This is a genomic window from Conexibacter sp. JCM 18997 (genome assembly GCF_055391915.1).
Genome location: NZ_AP043885.1, coordinates 1,496,027 through 1,517,068 on the forward strand (window position 1 = coordinate 1,496,027; position 21,042 = coordinate 1,517,068).

The window sequence follows — 21,042 nt, forward strand, 5'->3', positions numbered from 1 at the left end:
TAGGGTCGCGAAATGCACTGCCGCCTCCTCGTCGGCGCGATCGCGTGCGCGCTGACGGTGGGCGCGGCGGCGCCCGCTGCGCAGGCCCAGGACGCCGACGCGCAGCGCCTGGCCGACCGCTACGCGCCGATCGTGATGGTGCGCGAGCAGGACCGCCCGCCGTGCGACACCGAGCGCGAGCAGTACGAGCTGACGACGGTCGACACGGTGCTGGGAAACCCCACCGTGACGTTGCGCCAGGACACCGGTCAGAAGCGATTGGAGGCGGTCACGTCGGCGCCGACCGCGGCGGACATCGCGGGCCGGGGCGCGGACTACTACCTCGACCTGCGCGGCCGACCGCGCGGCAACACGTGCGTGTACGCGCGCGACTTCCAGGCCATCCAGGCCGACGGCCGGGCGCCGGTGACGACCTACGCGCACATCGCCCGCGAGGACGGCAGCGAGGGCCTCGCCCTGCAGTACTGGTTCTTCTGGTACTTCAACCAGTTCAACGACCTGCACGAGGGCGATTGGGAGGGCATGCAGCTCGTGTGGGACGAGGCGACCACGCCGGCCGAAGCGCTGCGCACCCCGCCCACCGAGATGATCCTCTTCCAGCACGCCGGCGGGGAACGCGCGGACTGGGACGCCGCGAAGGTCGAGAAGGACGGCGATCATCCCGTCGTCTACGCCGCCGCGGGGTCGCACGCGACGTTCTACAGCTCCGCGGTGTTCGTCGAGAACGGCGAGCACGGCTCGGGCCTGGGGTGCGACAACACCGCCGAGCCGCTGCGCGAGCTGCGGCCCACGCCGGTCCTGCTGCCCGACGACGCGCCCGACAGCGGTCCGTTCGCCTGGCTCAGCTACACCGGCCACTGGGGGCAGAAGGAGTCCGGCTTCAACAACGGCCCGACCGGTCCGGTGACCAAGACCCAGTGGTCGCAGCCGATCTCGTGGATGCAGGAGCAGCGCTCGACCAGCGCGCGCCTGCCCGGCGGCACGTTCGCCGGCCCGCAGGTGACCACCGCGTTCTGCGGCACGGTGGCCTTCGTCACCGGCGTGATGAACCTGCGGCCGGGCTGGCGGATCGTCGCCATCGGCGTGCTGGCCCTGCTGGCGATCCTGTTCGCCTGCTTCGTCGGGATCACGCGCTGGGGACCGGTCGATCTGGCCCGGCTGCGGGCGCGCCGCGAGTTCGGCCAGATGCTGCGCACGGCGGGGCGGCTGTATCGCCACCACTGGCGCATCGTTCTGTCGGCCACGATCGTGCCGATCGCCCTGGTCGCGGGCCTGCTGTTCGGCACGGAGACGCTGCTCGGGGGCAGCCGGGTGGCCACCGACGTCAAGGACTTCGTCGGCTACATCGTGCGTCCGGCGGCCGCGGCGATCGTCAACGGGGTGATCATCGCGATGGTCGCGGCGCTGGCCGTTGGCGCGGCCGCCACCGTCGGTGGTTCGTGGCGGGCGATGAAGGGACGCTTCTGGCGGCTGTTCATCGCGCACCTGCTCTACACCGTGGCCACCAGCCTGCTGGCGGCCACGCTGATCCTGCTGCCCGTCGCGGTCTGGAAGCTCGTCGACTGGGGCTTCGTCCAGCAGGAGATCATGTTCGAGGACCGGTCGCTGCGCGGCGCCTTCCGGGGCAGCACCCGCGTGGTGCGCGGGCGCTGGCTGCACGCGCTGCGCCCGCTGCTGTTCTTCGAGCTGCTGACGCTGGTCGCCGGGCCGGTGTGCACGTTCGCGCTGATCTTCACGTCGCTGCCCCTGATCTGGATCGACGTGATCGGGGCGGCGATCTTCGCCCTCCTGATCCCGTACGTCGCGATCGGGACGACCCTCGTGTACTTCGACCTGCAGGAGCGCGCCGCGACCGAACCGGCTCGGCCGCGGCGCTCCTGGCTGCGGCGGACTACGCCGCCAGCGCCAGCTCCGGCTGCGTGACGCTGGTCAGGGCGATGGCGCCGTCGGCGCCCTCGCTGGCCCGCACACGGGTCCCGTCGGCGATGGTGCCGTCGACGATCGCCCGGGTCAGCGCCTTCTCCAGCGTGCGGCGCACGTGGCGCTGCAGCGGGCGGGCGCCGTACTCGGCGTCGAAGCCCTCGCGGGCCAGCCGCGCGATCAGGTCGCGATCCACCTCCAGCTCGATCGAGCGCTCCACCCGCAGCCGGTCGGCCACCCGGCCGATGAGCTGCGCGGTGACCTGCTCGATCTGCGTCGCCTCCAGCGGGCGGAAGGTGACGATCTCGTCGATGCGGTTGAGGAACTCCGGCAGGAACGCGGACTTGGCGGCGGACAGCATCCGCTCGTCGTCGGGCGCGGCGGCCGCGGCGGTGAAGCCCACCGACCGCTTGGCCTGCCCGGCGCCCAGGTTGGACGTCATCACGACGACCGCGTTGGTGAAGTCCACCGTGCGGCCCTCGCCATCGGTCAGGCGCCCGTCGTCCATCAGCTGCAGCAGGACGTTCCACACGTCCGGGTGCGCCTTCTCGATCTCGTCGAGCAGGACGATCGAGTAGGGCCGCCGCCGCACCGGCTCGGTCAGCTGGCCGCCGTCGCCGTACCCGACGTAGCCGGGAGGCGAGCCGATCAGCCGCGCGACCGTGTGGGGCTCGCGGTACTCGGACATGTCGATGCGGACCAGTGCCTTCTCGGAGGCGAACAGCCGCTCCGCCAGCGCCTTGACCAGCTCGGTCTTGCCGACGCCGGTGGGGCCGAGGAACAGGAAGCTGCCCAGCGGGCGGTCCTGCTCGGACAGCCCGACGCGGGCCCGGCGGATCGTGTCGGCCACGACCTCGACCGCCTCGTTCTGGCCGACGACGCGCTGGTGCAGGTCGTCCTCCAGGCGGGCCAGCCGCTCGGTCTCGCCCGACACCAGCTCGCCGACGGGGATGCCGGTGCGGGCCGCGATGACCGCGGCCACCTCGGCCTCACCGACGACCAGCTTGACCGTCTCGCTCGGCGCGTCCGCACCCAGCTCGGCCAGCCGCTCGCGCGTCTGGGCCAGCAGCGTCTTCAGCCGCGCGGCGTCCTCGAACGCCTCGGCCTCGATCGCCGCCCGCTTCTCGGTCTCCAGGTGCTCGACCTCGCGGTGGAGCCTGGCCACCTCCGAGTTGCCGGTCGGGCTGTCGCTCAGGCGCAGCTTCGCCGCCGCCTGGTCGATCAGGTCGATCGCCTTGTCGGGCAGGTGGTACTCGGTGACGTAGCGGTCGCTCAGCCGGGCTGCGGCCTCCAGCGCCGCGTCGGCGATCTCCAGGTCGTGGTGGAAGGCGTAGACGTCGCGCAGGCCGCGCAGGATCTCGACGGTCTGCTGCACCGACGGCTCGCCCACGGTGACCGGCGAGAACCGCCGGGCCAGCGCGGAGTCGCGCTCGATCTTGCGGTACTCGGCCAGCGTGGTGGCGCCGATCATGCGCAGCTCGCCCCGGGCCAGCAGCGGCTTGAGGATGTTGGCGGCGTCCATCGCGCCCTCGGCGTTGCCCGCACCGAGCACGGTGTGCAGCTCGTCGACGAACAGGATGACCTTGCCCTCGGCCTCGACGACCTCGGCGAGCACGGCCTTCAGCCGCTGCTCGAACTGGCCGCGGTACTGGGCGCCGGCGATCATGCCGGCCAGGTCGAGCGACACGACGCGCGTCTGGGACAGCGCCTCGGGCACGTCGCCCTCCGCGATCTGGCGGGCCAGGCCCTCCGCGATCGCGGTCTTACCCACGCCGGCCTCACCGATGAGGACGGCGTTGTTCTTGCGCCGGCGGGCGAGGATCTCGATCGTCTGGGCGATCTCGTCGTCGCGACCGATGACCGGGTCGATGCGCCCCTCACGGGCGTCCTCGGTCAGGTCGCGGCCGAACTCGCCCAGCGCCGACTGCGACGGGGCCTGCGTCTGCGCCTGCTGCTGCTGCTGGGCCTGCGCGATCGCGGCCTGGTCGCCCATCGCCTGGCGCGCGCAGTCCTGGCAGAGCAACGCCCCGCGCCGCTGCACGCCGTTGGAGAACATCACGCGAACCGCGCCGGGCTGCTGCCCGCACAACTCGCAGACGTTCGGAATGTTCTGGTCCATGTTCAAGGCTTCCGTTAGAAGATCTCAGTACTACTGACTGAGATTTTAGCGCGACTGGTTGCGGTGTCAACCGGTGCGCCACGTGTGTGTCCTGCTTCACTCTGCGACCGCCGTGGCCCGCATCGCCGTCGATCTCACCGGAGTCCGTCGCTCGCGCGACCTGCGGCTGCTGACGATCGGCCAGGCGGCCTCGTCGCTGGGAACGCAGGCCGCGCTGGTGGCCATCCCCTACCAGGTGTTCGTCGAGACGAACTCGGCGCTGCTGGTCGGCCTGACCGGCGCCGTCGAGCTCGCCCCGCTGGCGCTGGGGTCGCTGGTCGGCGGCGCGTGGGCCGACCGCTTCGACCGCCGCCGGCTGATGCTCGTCGCCCAGGCGGTCGAGCTCGTGGTCGCCGCCGTGCTGGCCGTGCTGACGATCCTCGGGCTGGCCCACATCGCGGCGATCTTCGTGCTGGCCGGTGCGCTGGCCGGCAGCGGCGCGGTGGTCAGCGTGACGCGCAGCGCTGCCGTCCCCGCGTTGGCCGGCGAGTGGCTGCGCTCGGCGCTGGCGCTGAACTTCAGCGTGTCGTCGTTGGCGTCGGTCGTCGGGCCGGGCTTGGGCGGGCTGGTCATCGCCGCGACATCGGTCCAGGTCGTCTACGTCGTCGACGCGGTCGCCTTCGCCGCGATGTTCGCGCTGACGCTGCCGATCCGGTCGCTCCCGCCCTCGCCGCTGACCGCCGAGCACGAGCCCGTGGGCCGGTCGATCGTGGAGGGGCTGCGGTTCGTGCGCGGGAACCGGGCGCTGCTGGGCTCGTTCGCGATCGACGTGGCCGCGATGGCCTTCGGGATGCCGCGAGCGCTGTTCGCCGTGCTGTCGCTGACCGTGTTCGACGCGGGCGCGGCCGGCACGGGACTGCTCTATGCGGCGGTGTCGGCGGGCGCGGTGCTGGGCGCGGTGACCACCGGCTGGCTGGAGCACGCCCGCTGGCTGGGTCGCATCACGATCGTGGCGGTCGGCGTGTGGGGCGTGACGATCGCGCTGGCCGGGCTGGCCCCGTCGATCTGGGTGTGCGCGGTGCTGCTGGCCATGGCCGGTGCGGCCGACAGCGTCAGCGCCGTGTGTCGCACGGTGATCAACCAGGCGGTCACGCCGGAGCACATGCGCGGGCGGATGTCCTCGGTGTTCATGCTCGTCGTGACCAGCGGCCCGCGCCTGGGCGACATCGAGTCGGGCCTGGCGGCGTCGGTGCTCTCGGTGACCGCCGCGGTCAGCGTCGGCGGCGTCCTGTGCCTGGCCTTCGCGGGCCTCAGCGTCCTGGCGTTCCCGGAGTTGGCGCGTTACGACGGGCACGCCGAGGGCGCATCGGTCGGGCCAAGTGGGTAAGCCAGGACCATGCCCGACTACACCGTCGTGAACCTGCTGACCGACGTCAAAGACATGGCCCCGCAGTTCGGCATGGACGGCATCGAGGCCCGGTTCGCCCGCACGAACCTCGAGCTGCAGAAGTCCGGACTGTCGTTCTTCGCGATCGAGCCCGACACCGCCGTGCCCTTCGGTCACAAGCACGAGCAGCAGGAGGAGATCTACGTGCTGCTCGAGGGCAGCGGCACCTGCAAGCTCGAGGACGAGACCGTCGAGCTGGGGCCGATGGACGCGCTCCGCGTGCCGCCGGAGGTGGCCCGCGGCTTCCGCGCCGGCCCGGACGGCGCCCGCCTGCTGGCCTACGGCGCGCCGCAGCCGGCCGAGCAGGACGCGCAGATGCTGCCGAAGTTCTGGGACGACTAGATGATTGATTCCGCGGCGGGTACGCGGGTCGTGGAATCAGTCATCTAGCTGAGCTGCTCACGGACCTGCTGAACAGGGCAGGGCCGCGTATTTGATGGATGTGTCCGGCCCCGACCGGAGGCTGAGAGGTGCGACCCACCACAGCCCAAGAAGGGACCGGACACATGACAGACCGTAGATGTCGCTATGCGATGGCGGCGAGGATCGAGATGGTCCGCCGCCGCCAGGCGGGCGAGTCGTTGCGGCAGATCGCCGCGGCGGTCGGGTGTTCGCCAACCACGGTCAAGACGATGTGTGACCGGTTCGGCCAAGCCAGCGAGGCCGAGAGGGCAGATTTCTCGTGCTTGGCGCCGAGGCGGCCGGTTCCGCTGTCGTGTCCTTGGGCGCTGACGGCGGCCCAGGAGCGCGAGATCCTCGACGCGCGCCAACGCACGAACTGGGGGCCGATGCGCCTGGCGTTCTTGACCGGCCGTCACCGCTCGACGAACTGGAAGGTGCTCAGGCGCCACGGCGTCAGCCGCCGACGCCGCAGCGAGCGGGCGACCGTTGGCAAGCGCTATGAGTGGACCCAAGCCGGCGCCTTGTTGCACATCGACGCGTTCTCGGCAGCGAAGTTCGATGAGCCCGGGCATTGGGCGACCGGTGATCGCTCCCAGGCCCAGCGCTCGCGCGGGGCGGGCAAGACGGTGGTCATCGGAGTGATCGACGACCACACCCGCCTGGCCTACTGCGAGCTGCACGCAGCCGAGAACAAACACACCGTCTCAGCCACGCTCAAGCGCGCCGCGGCCTGGATGGCAGAACAAGGCTGCGGCCCCGTCCAGGCGGTGATGAGTGACAACGCCAAGTGCTACTCCGAGAGCCACCAGTTCGCCCAAACACTGCACCAGCTCGGTGCCCGCCACATCCTCACGCCGCCCTACACCCCCCGCTGGAACGGCAAGATCGAGCGCTTCTGGCAAACCCTGGACACCGAATGGGCCCACAGCCGCGTTTGGCCCAACAGCACCCAACGCGACCGCGCCCTGTCATCGTTCATCCGCTTCTACAACCGCCAACGCCCACACTCAGCCGCCGGCGGCCGACCACCCATCACCCGCGTTCAGCAAGTCCGCGAGCAGGACATCTAGCGCAGCGCGTCGGCCAACGCGTTGAGCACGGCCGGTCGGTTGGTGCGGAACTGCTTCCAGGAGACGCGCACCACGTCGTAGCCGTGCGCCCGAAGGGCGAGATCGCGGTCGTGGTCGCGCTCGAACGCGGCGTTCGTGCGGTGGCCGTCCCAGCCGTCGAGCTCGACTGCGACCCGCGGGTGGTCCCAGTGCAGATCCACCTCCCAGCCGGCGATGACGAGGTTGACCTGCGGCGTCGGAAAGCCGTTCTGCCTGAGCAGGCGCAGCATCCCGGACTCCATCCGCGAGCGGATCTTGCGCGGGTCCTTGGGCTGGTGGAACTCGATGGCGGCGCGCACCCGAGCGACGCCGCGCTGACCCCGGTTGCGCTCGAGCGCCTCCTCGATCTTCGTCAGGTCGAGCAGGTTGAGCTCCTCCGCCCGCTCGAGCGCCCGCTCCAGCCGCGACGGATGCTCGGTCGCGGCGATGTCGATCAACGTGCGCTCCAGCGACGTGACCGGGATGCCGTCCAGCCTCGTGCGGTCCTCGGGGTGCAGGCGGCGTTGGTGGGTGACGAAGAAGGGCAGGCCGCGGGTCGCGCCGCGCGGGGTCGTGATGTGGACCCGCGTGCCGTGGTCGACGAAGACGCCATGAGCGGCCGCGGCGGTTCGATCCGACAGGTCAGCGTCCGGCCCGGCCGCCAGCGCCCACGCCATCCGCCGCCCCTTGATGGTCAGCGCGGCATGACCGAAGGCGTAGACCCCGGGATGCAGACGCACGAGCCGCCCGCCGCGTGACCAGCGCGAAACCACGTAGCGACTGAGACCGAGCGCGTAGAGCTGCCAGCACGCGACGACCCCGTGTTGCGCCGCGGCCAGGTCGGCCACCCGCTGAGTCGCGTCTGAGTGGCGCTGAGCGCCACTGAATGACGGTTCGGCGGACGGGCGCGCGGCCCCGGGTCGAGATGCGTCTGAGTGGCGCTGAGCGCCACTGAATGACGGTTCGGCGGGCTGGGGCGGGTCGGGCATGCCGCCAGCGTCTCGCGCGTCGTGTCACGGCGCAGCACCTGTCTGCGCCGGGACACGCGCGAAATGGCGAGCTTTCAGCCGCGGATTAGGTGCGGGACGGGCAGCGGCGGGCAGCCGGTCTTGCTGCAGTCGCCCAGGCCCGGGAGCGTCACCGAGGACGGGTGCGCGGGATCGGTGAGCACCGACACCTGCCCGCCCAGGCCGGCGGCCAGCTGCGGCAGCGGCGGGAGCTGGTGCGGGAAGTCCGAGGGCGCGACGGTGATCCGCAGCGAGTGGCCGGCCTGGATCGTCGCCCGCACCGGGAAGACCTCCACCGGGAGCTGCATCGGCTCGCCCGCCACGACCGGCTGCACCGACTCGCGGGTGAACGGATGCCAGGGCTGCAGCAGCTGCCCGCGCACGAAGCGCGACCGCGTGTCGTCGACCGCGCGCATCGAGGCGGCCAGCCAGCCCGTGGTCAGCTCGGTCGACTTGCCCGACGGATCGACGTCGGTCACGCGCACGGTGACCGCGGCATCCGCGGCCGTCGTCGTCACCCACAGGTTGGCCAGCAGCGGACCCGAGAGCGCCAGATCCCGCTTCAGCGGCTCGGTCGTGTAGACCGCGTTGCCCAGCGCCTCGTCGGCGCGGTTGTCGGTGGTGCAGGGCAGCGGCTCGCCCAGGCCGGCGGTCCACTGCGACGTCGACTGCGTGCACAGGCCCGACAGCGGCTGCTGGGTGAACGTCTGGGCCGCCTCGCCCTCGCCGGGCTGGCTGGCCGATAGCGCCTGGTCGCCGCGCAGGTACATCCGCCGCGGCGTCAGCGCCGGATCGGGCCAGTCGGCCTGCGTCTCGTAGCGCTCATCGCCGTAGACGTACTGCGTGACCTTCGGGATCTGCCCCGGGCGCGAGTCCAGGCCCATCACGTACTTGTCGAACCAGCGCAGCGCGATCGACGGCAGCGCCGGCACCCCGTCGCGCGGCAGGCCGGCACCGGAGGAGCCGTTGACGTGCGTCCAGGGCCCCATCAGCAGCCGCGCGGGCACGTGCTGCTTGAGCCGCTCGTAGATCAGCGGCTCACCCCGCTGGAACAGGTCGTGGTGGCCGCCCACGACGAAGGCCGGCACGTCGATCTGGTCGACGACCTCCAGCGGCGAGCGCGTCTTCCAGAACGGGCCGTCGTAGGCGGTGTCGCCGCCGGTCGTCGCCTGCACGATCGTCGGCGCGTCGAAGCCGATCACGCCGCCGAGGTGCCCGACCACCGTGGCCACGCTGTCGACCACCCGGGCCGGGTCGCCCGACTGCACCGCGGCGGGTGAGGGCACGCTGCCGCCGGCGGCCACCAGCCCGAGCCACAGCGGGATGAACGAGATGTTCAGGTCCCCGCCGGAGAAGACGATGTCGCGATACCCGTCGCCCATCGGCACGATCGGGAAGATCGCCTTCAGGCCGGGCGGGCGCTGCGCCGCGGTGAACAGCTGCAGCAGCCCCAGGTAGGAGGCGCCGTACAGGCCGACCTTCCCGTCCGACCAGTCCTGCGTCGCCGACCACTGCACCAGCTCGTAGCCGTCGCGCTGCTCCGCGGGGCCGAAGGAGTCCCACGTGCCCTGCGAGGAGCCCGTCCCGCGTACGTCGACGGTGACCACCGCGTAGCCGCGCGAGGCGAAGTACTCCGCGTCGCCGGTCGGCGCCACGTTCTTGTTGTACGGCGTCTGGACCAGCACCACCGGGTGACGGCCGGCGTCGTCGGGGCGCACGACGTCGCCGCGCAGGACGACGCCATCGCTCATCGTGATCGGCACGTCGCTCTCGGCGACCGTGGTGAAGGTCGCGGGGCGGTCGTACTCGGTCCACGTCGAGGCCGCGCGCGCGGCCGGAGCGAGGACGAGGAGGGCGAGCAGCAGGCTGAGGCACGTCAGGACCCGGGGCATGCCAACGCAAACGTCGCCGCGCCGCACAACTTGCGGCGCATGGCAGCGGCCACCGCTGGGCATCTGCGGAGCATGCGTCGCCTTCTCCCGCTCCTTGTGTTGTGCGCTGCCGTCGCCGTGCCGGTCTCCGGCTGCGGCACCGACGACATCGACCCCTCCGCCGCCGTCGCCCAGGCCGCGGACAAGACCGCCGCCGTCGAAGGCATGCACATGACGCTGACCACCAAGGTCAGCGGGCAGACGATCCAGGGCGAGGGCTTCGTGGACCCCGTGAAGATGCAGGCCGACGTCACGATGGAGCTGCCCGGGGTCGGCCAGCTGCAGATCATCACCGACCAGCTGAAGATCTACATGAAGTTCCCCGACGGCCTGGCCGACGAGGACCTGACCGACGGCAAGACCTGGCTGTCGGTGGATCTGGCCAAGGCGCTGAAGGGTGGCGGCATCGACCTGCAGTCGCTGACCAACACCGGGGGCAGCGACGCGGCCGCACAGCTACGCCAGCTCAAGGCGATGGGCGACATCGAGACGGTCGGCACCGAGGACGTCGGCGGCGTCAGCACCACCCACTACAAGGGCACCGTCGACCTGCTCAAGGCCGCCGACCTGGTGCCCGAGTCCGATCGCGCGGTGGCCAGCGCCTCGGCCAAGAAGATCGTCGAGCTCAACGGCGGGCGGTCGCAGGTCCCGACCGAGCTGTGGATCGACGACGAAGGGCACGTGCGCCAGGTGCGACAGACCACGCCGACCGAGGCCGGCGACGTCGAGTCGACCGTCGAGTACAGCGACTTCGGCACCACCGAGGCGATCGAGATCCCGCCCGCCGCCGACACGCACGACATGACCGACGAGGCCGCGGAGGGGCTCTCATGACCCGCGCACTGATCGCCGCGCTCGCCCTGACCACCGCGATCGCCACGGGCTGCGGGTCGTCCAGCGGCGGCGACGCCGACAAGATCCTCTACAACGCGGCCAACCAGACGAGCAAGGCGACGGGCGCGCACATCGACGTCAGCATCGACGCCGCCGGCGACTCGCTGACGCTGAACGGGTTCCAGGACTTCGCCGGCAAGCGCGGCGAGTTCACGATGACCCTCCCCCAGGTCGGCGACATCAAGCTGGTCTTCGACGACGACGTCTACTACTTCCTGTTCCCCGACGAGGTCCGCGACGGCCTCGGCGTCGACACCGACTGGGTCAGCGCGTCCGCCGAGGCCGCCGGCGGCGGGGTGTTCGGCAACTCGTCCGGGTTCGACGCGGCGCAGCTGCTCGACCAGCTGCGCACCGCGGGCGAGGTCTCCGAGGACGGCGAGGAGACGATCGACGGCGCCAAGACGACGAAGTTCCACGGCACGATCGACCTGCGCAAGGTGCCCGACACGCTGAAGGACCCCGAGGAGCGCGCGGCCGCGCAGAAGACGCTGGACGACGGCCTGGACGAGGGGCTGGAGCCGGTCGTGCCGATCGACGTGTGGGTCGACGAGGACTCCCACATCCGCCGCATCACCGAGGAGCTCGAGGCCGACGGCCAGGACATCGACGTGACCGTCAACCTGCGCGACTTCGGCACCACGGGGATCATCCGCGTGCCCGAGGAGTCGACCGACATCAGCGACAAGATCGACGACTGATGACCATCCGCACGACGGACGAGTACGACTTCGGCTTCAGCTGGGTCCTCGACGAGGCGATGACGCGCACCAGCCATGCGCTGGTCGCCGACGGGCGGGTCTGGCTGATCGACCCCGTCGACACGCCGGGCCAGATCGAGCGGGCCACCGCGCTGGGCGAGCCGGCCGCCGTGGTGCGGCTGCTCGACCGCCACGGGCGCGACGCCGACGCGGTCGCCGCGCGCCTGCAGGTGCCGCTCCACGACCGGCCCGAGCAGCTGCCCGACTCCCCCTTCCAGGTGATCGCCATGACGCAGAACCGCCTGTGGAAGGAGATCGCGCTGTGGTGGCCGCAGCAGCGCGCGCTCGTCGTGGCCGAGGCGGTCGGCACCAACACGATGTTCACCGGGGACGCGGCCCCGCTCGGCGTGCACATCGGCCTGCGGCTGTTCCCGCCCAACCGCCTGCGCCAGTTCGCGCCCGAGCACCTGCTCGTCGGCCACGGCCCCGGCCTGCACGGTCCACAGACGCCGCAGGCGCTGACCGACGCGCTCGACGCGTCGCGCAAGAACCTCCCCAAGGTGCTGCTGAAACTCCCCGGGGCCCTCAGGTAGGTTGGCGCCATGCGCATGTCCGGACGCCTTCTTCTCGCCCCCGTGGTCGCCGCCGTGGCGATCGGCGTGGCCGCCTCCCCCGCCGCGGCCAAGCAGGTCAAGCTGACGATCGCCGACACCGGCAAGACCGTCAGCGTCAGCAAGGGCGACACGATCAGCATCTCGCTGGCGTCCAACCAGACGACGCCCTACCACTGGGTCGTCACCACCAAGCCGAACGCGAAGGTGGCCAAGGTGACCAAGGCCAAGTACGTCGGCGCCGGCACCGGCGTCCCCGGCGAGGGCGGCCAGCAGCAGTACGTGATCGCGGCCAAGGGCGCCGGCAAGACGTCCTTCAAGACCGAGTACCAGGAGATCAGCTCCGGCGAGGTCGGGTCCGGCAAGTCGACGTTCGCGATCACGATCAAGGTCAAGAAGTAGCCACAGCTATCGTGCGCGCGGCATGCGCCACCAGCTGAAGCCGCTCTTCGACCGCGTCGTCATCAAGGAGCTCGAGCCCGACCGCGTCCGCCACTCCGGCCTGCTGGTCCCCCCGGGCAGCAACGAGCCGCCGCCCCAGCACGGGATCGTGCTGGCCGTGGGTCCCGGCATCGACTGGTGGCAGGTCAACGGAGTCCAGATGCCGGTCGGTCCCGGCGACCACGTCGTCTTCCCGGCCAGCGCCGGCGCGTGGGTCGAGGTCGAGGAGGAGCGCCTGCTGGTCTGTCGGGTGGGCGAGCTGCTCGGCGTGCTCGAGGAGGCGTCCGTCCCCGCCTCCAACGACCCGCTCGATCCGCGCTAGCTGCGCTCCAGCTCGCCGACCAGGTCGGCAACCGAGTCGAGGATCCGCTCGGGCCGGTAGGGGAAGCGCTCGATGTCCTCCAGCGTGGTCACCCCGGTGAGCACGAGGATCGTCGACAGCCCCGCCTCGATGCCGGCCACGATGTCGGTGTCCATCCGGTCGCCGATCATCGCCGTGGACTCCGAGTGCGCGTCGATCGCGTTCAGCGCCGAGCGCATCATCAACGGATTCGGCTTGCCCACGTAGTAGGGCTCGATCCCGGTGGCCCGGCTGACCAGCGCGGCCACCGCGCCGGTCGCGGGCACCGGCCCGGCGGTCGTCGGCCCGGTCGGGTCGGGGTTGGTGCAGATGAAGCGGGCGCCGCCGAGGATCAGGCGGATGGCCAGCGTGATGCGCTCCAGCGAGTAGGTGCGCGTCTCGCCCAGCACGACGTAGTCGGGCTCGCGCTCGGTCAGCGTGTAGCCGACCTCGTGCAGCGCGGTGGTCAGCCCGGCCTCGCCGATCACGAAGGCCGAGGCGCCCGGGCGCTGGTCGTCCAGGAAGCGGGCCGTGGCCAGCGCCGACGTCCAGATCGCGTCCTCGGGCACCTCCAGGCCGCTGGCCCGCAGGCGCGCGGCGAGGTCGCGCGGCGTGTAGATCGAGTTGTTCGTCAACACGAGGAACGGCGTCCCCGCGTTGCGCAGGCCGGCGATGAACCGGTCGGCACCGGGGATCGCGTGCTCTTCGCGGACGAGCACGCCGTCCATGTCCATCAGCCAGGATTCGATCGATCGCCGGGTCACGCGGCGGATCCTACGGGGCGCGTCCCGGGCGGGTCGATGCCCGCCCGGTCACGCCCGGATCACGATCACCACTGATTTACAACATCCCAGGACTGACGTGAGTGTCTGCCTGGGCGGCTTTGACACTCGCAACCACCTGGACAGGCCGCCCCGAAGGGCGCGTTGCCACGGTCGGATCCCGAAGGTTCCTTTTGGTCGCGTGGGCGATCGGCCGAATGCAGAAGTGTACTGAGACCTAGCGCTTCTCGAGGTCCAGCGCCAGCGAGTTGATGCAGAAGCGCTGGCCGCCCTGATCGACCGGGCCGTCGTCGAAGACGTGGCCCAGGTGCGACCCGCAGTTGCGGCAGCGCACCTCGGTGCGGACCATGCCGTGGCTGGTGTCCTGGATCAGCTCGACGGCCTCGGCCACCGCCGGCTCGGTGAAGCTGGGCCAGCCGGAGCCGGACTCGAACTTCGTCGAGGACTCGAACAGGAGCGCGTTGCAGGCCGCGCAGTGATACGCGCCGTCGGCGTGCTCATCCACGTACTTGCCGCTCCACGGGCGCTCGGTCGCACCCTCGCGCAACACCGCGTACTGCTCGGGCGACAGCTTGGCCCGCAGCTCCGCGTCATCCACCGTTGCCATCACGACACCTCCACAAGCTTGAGCCGGCGTTCACCGCGCGGCGTGGTCACGATGCCCACCTGGCCCGCGCGCTTGCCGTCCAGCGCCGCGGCGACCGGGGACTCAGCCGACAGTAGCCCCTTGGCCAGGTCGGCTTCGCGGGAGGCGACGATCCGGTAGGTGGTCTGCTTTCCGGTCTGCTCGTCCTCGACCACCACGGTCGAGCCGAAGCCGACCACGCTGCCGCTCGTCACCTCGACGATCTCCGCGTTCTTGATGCGGTCGCGGATGCGCAGGATCCTGGTCTCCAGGTGGGCCTGCGCCTCCTTGGCGGCGTGGTACTCCCCGTTCTCCTTCAGGTCGCCCCACTCGCGGGCGGTCTTGATCTGCTTGGCGATCTCCTGGCGGGCGCGGCCCTCGAGATCGGCGAGCTCAGCGCGCAGCGCCTCCAGGCCCTCTGCCGTGATGGCGTTCTCCATCCGGACAGTGTCGCAGCACTACGTCGTCGCGCGTCCGAGGCGCCCCTTGGGCCGGAAGGCTCGCTCGAGGTCGTTGGTGTCGAAGCCGGTGGCCTCGCCCTTGCCGGTCACCCAGCGATACAGCGCGACGCGGAACACCTGGTTGAGCGTGTTGCCGACGATCGAGGCGATGATCAGGATGACCACGCCGACGCCGATCAGGACGATGCCCGCGGCACCGCCGGCCGACACGCCCAGGAAGATCAGCAGGCACGCGGGCAGGAAGCCGATCAGGAAGACCAGGCCGCCGATCGCGGCCGAGCCGACGACGCCCTCGCCCCAGTGCTCCTTGATGATCGCCACGGAGCGCTTCAGCGCGTCGCCGGGCCCGAGGTCCTCGAAGGCCAGCAGCGGGATCACGAAGAAGCTGGCCAGGGTCCAGGCGACGCTGAGCACGAGCGTGAGGAGCAGGCCGACGATCCGCAGGATGCCGTTGTCGCTGTCGGCCAGCGACTGCAGGAGGTTGAGCAGCAGCCCGACGGTGGCCTGCACCAGCGCCCACTTGGCGATCTTGCCCAGGTGCGGCCGCGCGGCGGCCAGGCCGGTGCGCAGGGTGGCGTCCTGGCCGTCCATGACCTGCGCGGTGGCGGCGGCCAGGCCGACGCCGCAGTAGATCGTCACGAACACGGTCAGGTACAGGCCGACGGCGGCGAACGGGATCACGGGCCACGGGCTGTCGGCCGCGACGGCGACGCCGATGCCGGGCGCGATGACGATCGCGAAGGCGACCAGGGCGGCCAGCGTCCCGACGACCGGGAAGGCCAGCAGGGAGCGGTCGGCCTTCAGGATCGCCCAGCTGTCCTTGGACAGGCGCCAGCCACGGGCGAAGCGGGAGTTGCTCTTCATGGTCTCTCGATGTGGTGGAAGACGACGGGTTCCGCTCAGGTGACGAGCGCGTAACAGTCCCAGTTATCGGCACCGGCGCCGCCGTTCCATAGCCGTGCAGCGAGACGGTCCTGTTCCGCCTTGCTGGCCAGGTACGCGTCGGGCGTCGAGCCGCCCAAGCCCTGCCACGTGGCGGGCATGAACTGGTAGTAGCCGGAGGCGCCGGCCCAGTTGGGCGGCAGGTTCTGGCCGCCGGACTCGCACTGGACGATCGCCCACGGGATCGCCCACGGCCCGCCGGGGCCGGCCGAGGAGACGGCGGCCTTCTCGCGCTCGGCGATCAGGTGGTCGAGCTCGCGCTGGGCGGTACGGCGGCTGGAGCGAGTGTCGGCCAGCGCGGCCTCGCGGGCGGCGCGGGCCCGGGCCAGGCTGGCGCGGCGCGACTGCAGCGCCGCGTTCATGCCCTCCAGCGCGCTCTCACGGCGCTGGACGGCGATCACGGTGTCGCGCTGGCGGTCCTCGAGCACCGCCAGCCGCTTGGCCTCGGCGCGCGCGGCCGCGCGGGCCTCGCGCACGTCGCCGACGATGCGCTCGTCGCTGCGCTGGATGCGCCGCAGGAACTCGGCCTGCTCGAGCAGGTCCGGCAGGTTGCGCGAGGCCAGGATGACGGTCATCAGGTCGGCGTCGGCGGCCACGTAGCGCTCACGCAGGCGCCGCGCGAGCAGCGTGCGCCCGCGCTCCAGGCGCTGGTTCAGCCGCTGCGCCCGCGCCCGCTCGTCGCGCAGGCGCTGCTGGACGTCGCCCAGCTTGTTCTGCGCGGCGGCCAGGTCGTCGCGCACGCGCGACAGCCGCTGCTCGAGCAGGCTGATGTCGCCGCTGAGCTGGTTCTCCAGGGCCGCCAGGCGCTCGGCGGCCGAGCCGAGCTGGCGCTCACGCGCCTGCTGGCCGGAGATCTGGTCCTGCAGCTCCTGCTCGGTGGCGCCCTGCGAGATCAGCGGACTGGCCGCCCAGAGGGCGAGCGGGGCAAGCAGTGCGGCCGCGGCGAGCGCGACGAGGCGTGACGGCAGGCGGAAGGACATCCGGCGGAAGGGCGGCGATCGTCGACCGTAGCAGCGGATCTGGGCCCCGGCGACCACTGCACGAGGTCCTGCGCGCGCGACAGGCGGGACCCATCTGCCCCACTTCGTGTCGTTCGTAAAGCATCGTGCCCGCGCGGCCGATGTCGGCTGGGTGTTCCCCCGCCTTCCCCGGGCGTTCGTGGTCGTGGTGCTCTCGCTCAGCGCGTTGTACGTGCTCGAGTCGCTGACGGCATTCGCGGGGTCGGGCGTGCACGCCTGGGTGCGCGATTGGGGCGTCGAGCTGTTCTACGCGCTGGCCGCGTTCGGCTGTGGCTATCGGGCCGTGCGCGTCCCGCACGAGCGCGCCGCCTGGACGCTGCTGACGGTGGCGATCGCCTGCTACGGCCTGTCCACGCTGGCCTACGTCGTGGTCACGCCGAGCTTCACCCCGCTGGGCATCCACATCGGCTGGATGGCCTTCTACGTCTTCGCCTACGTCGCGATCGCCCTGCTGCTACGCGTCCGGCTGCGGCCCTTCCACCTCGGCTTCGGGCTCGACGGGCTGGTCGGCGTGCTGGTCCTCTCGAGCATCGCCTGCGCCTTCCTCCTGCCCGAGGTGGTCGACGCGACCGGCAACTCGCGCTCGGACGTGATCCTCGGCGTGGCCTACCCGAGCGCCGACGTCGTGCTGCTGGCCATGGTCGTCTGGGCGCTGTCCTTGACCGGTCGCCGCGTGGGCGCCATGTGGCTCGTGCTGGCCGGCGCCTTCGCGCTGTTCGCGGCCGGCGACATCTGGCTGGCCGTCCAGGTCGGCCGCGACACGTTCGAGCGGGGGTCGCTGGTCAGCACGAGCTTCCCGCTGGCCACGTTGCTGATCGCCTACGCCGCCTACCAGCCCGGCCAGCCCCCGCGTTCCGTGCGCATGGACAGCCTGCTCGCGCTGATCGCGCCCGCCGTCTATGCGGTCGCCGCGCTGATGATCCTGCTCGCCGACCGCCTCATGGATCTGCCCGCCTCGGCCTCCGTGCTGGCCCTGATCGCGCTGGCCGCGGTCCTGCTGCGCGGCCTGATCACGGTGCGCGAGCTCGGCCGCCTGCACGAGAGCCGGCGCTTCGAGCTCGGGTTCGAGGACGCGTCGATCGGCATGGCGCTGGTCTCGATGGACCTGCGCTACCAGAAGGTCAACGAGGCCTTCTGCCGGATGCTGGACCGCACGCCGGAGGACCTCGTCGGCCGCACCGTCGAGAGCATCACCCCGCCCGAGGACGCCGAGCGCACGCACGAGCTGGCGGCCCAGCGCGGCGGCCGCACGGAGAAGCGGCTGCTGCGCCGCGACGGCTCGACCATCGACGTCGCCGTCTCGACGACGCTCGTGGTCGACGGCGCCGACGACCCGTACTACTTCGCCCAGATCGAGGACATCACCAACCGCCGGCACGCCAACCGGCGGACCGCCGCGACGCTCGAGCTGGGCCGCCGCGCGATGTCGATCACCGATCCGCCCGCGCTGATGCGCGAGGCCGCCGCGCTGGTCGCCGACGTCCTGGGCGGCGCCCGCGTGCTGATCACCCGCGAGGACCAGGCCGACGGCCAGCTGCACATCCTGATCAAGGGCGAGGCCGCGCCGGCCGGCGTGCCGGCCACCGTGCCGCCGGGCTCGGTGACCGAGTACGCGCTGGCCCACAACACGTGGATCGTCACCGACGACATCGAGACCGACGACCGCTTCGTCGCCCCGGCCCCGCTGGTGCAGACCGGCGTGGTCCGTGCGCTCGCCGTCCCGGTCCCGCGCCGCGGCGGGAATCGGTATGCGATCACCCTGTTCCGCCACCGCACCGAGGACGCGTTCGGCCCGGAGGACATCCGCTTCGTCGAGGGCATCGCGCACACGCTGGCCACGGCGATCGACCGCGCCGACATGGAGGCCGCCACCCGCCACCAGGCGCTCCACGACCCGCTCACGCGCCTGGCCAACCGCGCCTTCCTGTCCGGACAGCTGGAGCGCGCGCTGACCGCCACCGGCCGCGACGGCACGACCGTCGCCCTGCTGCTGCTGGACATCGACCGCTTCAAGGTGGTCAACGACGCGCTGGGCCACAGCGCGGGCGACGACCTGCTCTGCGAGGTGGCCGACCGCCTGCGCGCGATCGTGCGGGGCTCCGACGTCCCCGCACGCCTGGGCGGCGACGAGTTCGTCGTCGCCTGCCCGAGCATCCACCACCCCCACGACGTGGCCGTCCTGGCCCAGCGCATCGTCGACGCCTTCGACGAGCCCTTCCGGGCCGGCGGCCGGGCCTGGCATCTGGGCGCGTCGATCGGCGTGGCGCTGTCGGGAGCCAACACGACGGCCGGCGACCTGCTGCGCGACGCCGACCTGGCCATGTACCGGGCCAAGGACCAGGGCGGCGGCCGCTACGAGGTCTTCGACGAGGACCTGCGCCGGCGCGTGGTCGAGCGCTTGACCATGGAGGCGGCGCTGCGCCAGGCGATCGACGGCGACCAGCTGGTGCTCCACTACCAGCCGGTCGTCGAGCTGGGCTCCGGTGCGCTGGAGGGCTTCGAGGCGCTCGTGCGCTGGCAGCACCCCGATCGCGGCCTGGTCGGTCCGAGCGAGTTCATCTCGATCGCCGAGGACACCGACCTGATCCTGCCCATCGGTCAGTGGGTGCTGCACTCCGTCTGCGACCAGATCGCCGTCTGGAACGCCGAGTCGCCCGGGCGCCCGCCGCTGCGCGTGCGGGCCAACCTGTCCCCCCGGCAGATCACCGCGGCGCTGCCCGCCGCCGTCGCGTCCGCCCTGCGCCATTCGCGCATCGACCCCGCTCAGCTCGGCCTGGAGATCACCGAGCGCCTGCTGATCGAGGAGCCGGCCGCGTCGCGGATCCTGCAGGAGGTGCGCGCGCTCGGCGTCAGCGTGGCGCTGGACGACTTCGGCACCGGCTACTCGTCGCTGGGCTTCCTGGCCGACTACCCGGTCGACGCGCTCAAGCTGGACCGGTCGCTGATCGCCGGCATCGGCGCGCGGCGCGAGGCGACGGCCATCGTCAAGGCCGCGGTCGACATGGCCGCCGCGCTGGAGCTGACGGTGGTGGCCGAGGGCATCGAGCACGCCGAGCAGGCGCGCGTGCTGGAAGAGCTGGGCTGCACGCTGGGCCAGGGATTCGCCTTCTCCCGGCCGGTCCCGGTCAGCGGGGCGGCGCGGCTGCTGGCCTCAGGCGCTCAGCTGACCAGCTCGCGGTAGAGGTGCGCGAGCATCGCCGCGGGGTCGTCGCACAGGCCCGTGTGCACGCGCGACGGCTGGATCATCGTGCTCGACGGCGCGACCAGCCAGCCGAAGCGCTCGGACTGATCCATCGTGGCGATCGGCCCCGCCGCCGGGTCGCCGGCGGCGATCCGCTCGATCGCGTCCAGGTGCGCGCGCACCACGGCGGGATCCAGGTCGGGCGCGATGGCCCGCAGCCGCGCCTCGTCCAGGCCGATGCGGGCGCCCAGGAACCGGCGCGGGCGGCTGAACAGCACGACGCCCGCGTTGAGGCGCTCGCCCCGCTCGACGCGCGGCACGACGCGGATGATCGCGTAGCTGAAGGGGCTGCGCTCAGCCACGGAGATCGTCGGCCTCCTCGGCGATGTCGGCCGAGCGGGCGACCCGGCCCAGCAGGTAGTCGACGTAGTCGGCGCGCGTCGGACCGGTGAGCCAGGCGTCGGGCACCAGCGCGACCAGCGCCTCCAGCAGCGCCCGGTCCACGCGCGGCGCCAGGCGCTGATCGGCGGCGGCGATCGAGCCGGCGCAGGGCAGGAGCACGTGGTGGGCGATCTGCGGGAAGGCGCGCGCGGCGTCGGCGGCCGGGTCCAGGCCGGCGTGCTGGCGGTACAGCGCGGCGCCGTGGTCGATCAGCCACAGGCGGTCGTGCCACAGCAGCAGGTTGGGGTTCTGCGGCGTGCGGTCGACGTTGGTGGTCAGCGCGTCCAGCCAGACGATGTCGGCGGCCAGCTCCGGCGGCGGGCGCCAGGCCACGGCGGGCGAGTAGGGCAGCGCGCCGGGCAGGAAGTCGACGCCGAGGTTCGTGCCCGTGCTGGCCTCGATCAGCTCCTGGATCTCGGGGTCCGGTTCGGCCTTGCCCAGCGCCGGATCGACCTCGGCCAGGGTCAGCTCGGGCATCGGCAGGCCGAGCGCGCGGGCCAGCTCACTGACGATGATCTCGGCCACCAGGGCCAGCGGCCCCTGACCGGCGCCGCGGAACTTCAGGACGTAGAGGCCGTCGTCGTCGGCCTCGACCAGGCCGGGCATCGACCCGCCCTCGCGCAGCGGCGTGACGTAGCGCGTGGCGGTGATGGAGCGCAGCGGGGCGACGGCGGGCACGCGCGGGACCGTAGCGCCCGCGCGCGCCGTTGCCGC

Annotated in this window: 20 protein-coding genes and 1 pseudogene; 10 read left to right on the top strand and 11 right to left on the bottom strand. The window is 71.9% G+C overall.

The features are described from left to right. Window positions 1-12 precede the first annotated feature (12 nt). On the top strand, window positions 13-1,923 hold the full coding sequence (locus ACZ5UI_RS07775) for a hypothetical protein (protein ID WP_464195926.1): 1,911 nt from the start codon (window positions 13-15) through the stop codon (window positions 1,921-1,923). Here the strand turns inward: ACZ5UI_RS07775 and ACZ5UI_RS07780 are convergent. Continuing rightward, window positions 1,892-4,039 carry an ATP-dependent Clp protease ATP-binding subunit gene (locus tag ACZ5UI_RS07780; protein WP_464195928.1) on the bottom strand — a complete coding sequence of 716 codons (2,148 nt, stop codon included), beginning with the start codon at window positions 4,037-4,039 and terminating at the stop codon, window positions 1,892-1,894. The genes ACZ5UI_RS07775 and ACZ5UI_RS07780 overlap by 32 nt on opposite strands. Window positions 4,040-4,151: 112 nt before the next feature. Here ACZ5UI_RS07780 and ACZ5UI_RS07785 point away from each other — a divergent pair, with 112 nt between their 5' ends. The 3 genes from ACZ5UI_RS07785 (at window position 4,152) to ACZ5UI_RS07795 (ending at window position 6,937) form a co-directional block, all read left to right on the top strand. Further along, a complete protein-coding gene (locus ACZ5UI_RS07785; RefSeq protein ID WP_464195930.1) occupies window positions 4,152-5,405 on the top strand; it encodes an MFS transporter in 1,254 nt (417 codons plus the stop codon). A gap of 9 nt (window positions 5,406-5,414) precedes the next feature. Beyond that, window positions 5,415-5,807 carry a cupin domain-containing protein gene (locus ACZ5UI_RS07790; protein WP_464195932.1) on the top strand — a complete coding sequence of 131 codons (393 nt, stop codon included), beginning with the start codon at window positions 5,415-5,417 and terminating at the stop codon, window positions 5,805-5,807. Between the two features lie 191 nt (window positions 5,808-5,998). Next, a complete protein-coding gene (locus tag ACZ5UI_RS07795) occupies window positions 5,999-6,937 on the top strand; it encodes an IS481 family transposase (RefSeq protein WP_464195934.1) in 939 nt (312 codons plus the stop codon). Here the strand turns inward: ACZ5UI_RS07795 and ACZ5UI_RS07800 are convergent. The 3 genes and pseudogenes from ACZ5UI_RS07800 to ACZ5UI_RS07810 form a co-directional block, all read right to left on the bottom strand. Next, window positions 6,934-7,695 carry a DUF559 domain-containing protein gene (locus ACZ5UI_RS07800; protein ID WP_464197784.1) on the bottom strand — a complete coding sequence of 254 codons (762 nt, stop codon included), beginning with the start codon at window positions 7,693-7,695 and terminating at the stop codon, window positions 6,934-6,936. The two genes, ACZ5UI_RS07795 and ACZ5UI_RS07800, sit on opposite strands and share 4 nt — an antisense overlap. A gap of 30 nt (window positions 7,696-7,725) precedes the next feature. Further along, window positions 7,726-7,944: pseudogene (locus tag ACZ5UI_RS07805) on the bottom strand (hypothetical protein); the annotation flags it as partial. Window positions 7,945-8,018: 74 nt separating this feature from the next. Then, on the bottom strand, window positions 8,019-9,854 hold the full coding sequence (locus ACZ5UI_RS07810; protein WP_464195936.1) for a CocE/NonD family hydrolase: 1,836 nt from the start codon (window positions 9,852-9,854) through the stop codon (window positions 8,019-8,021). Between the two features lie 72 nt (window positions 9,855-9,926). Here ACZ5UI_RS07810 and ACZ5UI_RS07815 point away from each other — a divergent pair, with 72 nt between their 5' ends. Genes ACZ5UI_RS07815 through ACZ5UI_RS07835 form a run of 5 tightly spaced genes read left to right on the top strand, consistent with a single transcriptional unit; the run spans window position 9,927 to window position 12,859 of the window. Then, window positions 9,927-10,727 (top strand): SCO4651 family lipoprotein, encoded by an 801-nt coding sequence (locus ACZ5UI_RS07815; RefSeq protein ID WP_464195938.1) that lies wholly within the window; start codon window positions 9,927-9,929, stop codon window positions 10,725-10,727. After that, window positions 10,724-11,485 carry an SCO4651 family lipoprotein gene (locus tag ACZ5UI_RS07820; RefSeq protein WP_464195940.1) on the top strand — a complete coding sequence of 254 codons (762 nt, stop codon included), beginning with the start codon at window positions 10,724-10,726 and terminating at the stop codon, window positions 11,483-11,485. Before ACZ5UI_RS07815 ends, ACZ5UI_RS07820 begins: the two co-directional genes overlap by 4 nt. Continuing rightward, complete coding sequence (locus tag ACZ5UI_RS07825) at window positions 11,485-12,078, top strand: hypothetical protein (RefSeq protein WP_464195942.1); 594 nt, start codon at window positions 11,485-11,487, stop codon at window positions 12,076-12,078. The genes ACZ5UI_RS07820 and ACZ5UI_RS07825 overlap by 1 nt, the downstream gene beginning before the upstream one ends. 9 nt (window positions 12,079-12,087) lie before the next feature. Beyond that, complete coding sequence (locus tag ACZ5UI_RS07830) at window positions 12,088-12,498, top strand: protease inhibitor I42 family protein (RefSeq protein ID WP_464195944.1); 411 nt, start codon at window positions 12,088-12,090, stop codon at window positions 12,496-12,498. A 22-nt stretch (window positions 12,499-12,520) separates the two neighbouring features. Continuing rightward, complete coding sequence (locus tag ACZ5UI_RS07835; protein ID WP_464195946.1) at window positions 12,521-12,859, top strand: co-chaperone GroES; 339 nt, start codon at window positions 12,521-12,523, stop codon at window positions 12,857-12,859. Here the strand turns inward: ACZ5UI_RS07835 and ACZ5UI_RS07840 are convergent. The 5 genes from ACZ5UI_RS07840 to ACZ5UI_RS07860 form a co-directional block, all read right to left on the bottom strand. After that, window positions 12,856-13,611: an HAD-IIA family hydrolase gene (locus tag ACZ5UI_RS07840; RefSeq protein WP_464197786.1), complete on the bottom strand. Its 756-nt coding sequence runs from the start codon at window positions 13,609-13,611 to the stop codon at window positions 12,856-12,858. The genes ACZ5UI_RS07835 and ACZ5UI_RS07840 overlap by 4 nt on opposite strands. A 265-nt stretch (window positions 13,612-13,876) precedes the next feature. Continuing rightward, window positions 13,877-14,266: a peptide-methionine (R)-S-oxide reductase MsrB gene (gene msrB / locus ACZ5UI_RS07845; protein WP_464195949.1), complete on the bottom strand. Its 390-nt coding sequence runs from the start codon at window positions 14,264-14,266 to the stop codon at window positions 13,877-13,879. After that, window positions 14,266-14,724: a transcription elongation factor GreA gene (greA, locus tag ACZ5UI_RS07850; protein WP_464195951.1), complete on the bottom strand. Its 459-nt coding sequence runs from the start codon at window positions 14,722-14,724 to the stop codon at window positions 14,266-14,268. Before greA ends, msrB begins: the two co-directional genes overlap by 1 nt. 18 nt (window positions 14,725-14,742) lie before the next feature. Continuing rightward, window positions 14,743-15,609: a DUF6159 family protein gene (locus ACZ5UI_RS07855; RefSeq protein WP_464195953.1), complete on the bottom strand. Its 867-nt coding sequence runs from the start codon at window positions 15,607-15,609 to the stop codon at window positions 14,743-14,745. Between the two features lie 35 nt (window positions 15,610-15,644). Further along, window positions 15,645-16,667 (bottom strand): transglycosylase family protein, encoded by a 1,023-nt coding sequence (locus ACZ5UI_RS07860; RefSeq protein ID WP_464195955.1) that lies wholly within the window; start codon window positions 16,665-16,667, stop codon window positions 15,645-15,647. Between the two features lie 151 nt (window positions 16,668-16,818). On the opposite strand from ACZ5UI_RS07860, the gene ACZ5UI_RS07865 reads away from it, so the two are divergent. After that, window positions 16,819-19,887, top strand: coding sequence for a sensor domain-containing protein (locus ACZ5UI_RS07865; protein WP_464195957.1), 3,069 nt, complete (start codon window positions 16,819-16,821; stop codon window positions 19,885-19,887). Here ACZ5UI_RS07865 and ACZ5UI_RS07870 read toward each other — a convergent pair. Both ACZ5UI_RS07870 and ACZ5UI_RS07875 read right to left on the bottom strand, forming a co-directional pair. Beyond that, entirely contained in the window at window positions 19,866-20,249 is a 384-nt protein-coding gene (locus tag ACZ5UI_RS07870; protein ID WP_464195959.1) for a DUF3037 domain-containing protein, read from the bottom strand. The genes ACZ5UI_RS07865 and ACZ5UI_RS07870 overlap by 22 nt on opposite strands. Continuing rightward, window positions 20,242-20,988 (bottom strand): HipA family kinase, encoded by a 747-nt coding sequence (locus tag ACZ5UI_RS07875; protein WP_464197788.1) that lies wholly within the window; start codon window positions 20,986-20,988, stop codon window positions 20,242-20,244. Before ACZ5UI_RS07875 ends, ACZ5UI_RS07870 begins: the two co-directional genes overlap by 8 nt. Between the last annotated feature and the right edge of the window lie 54 nt (window positions 20,989-21,042).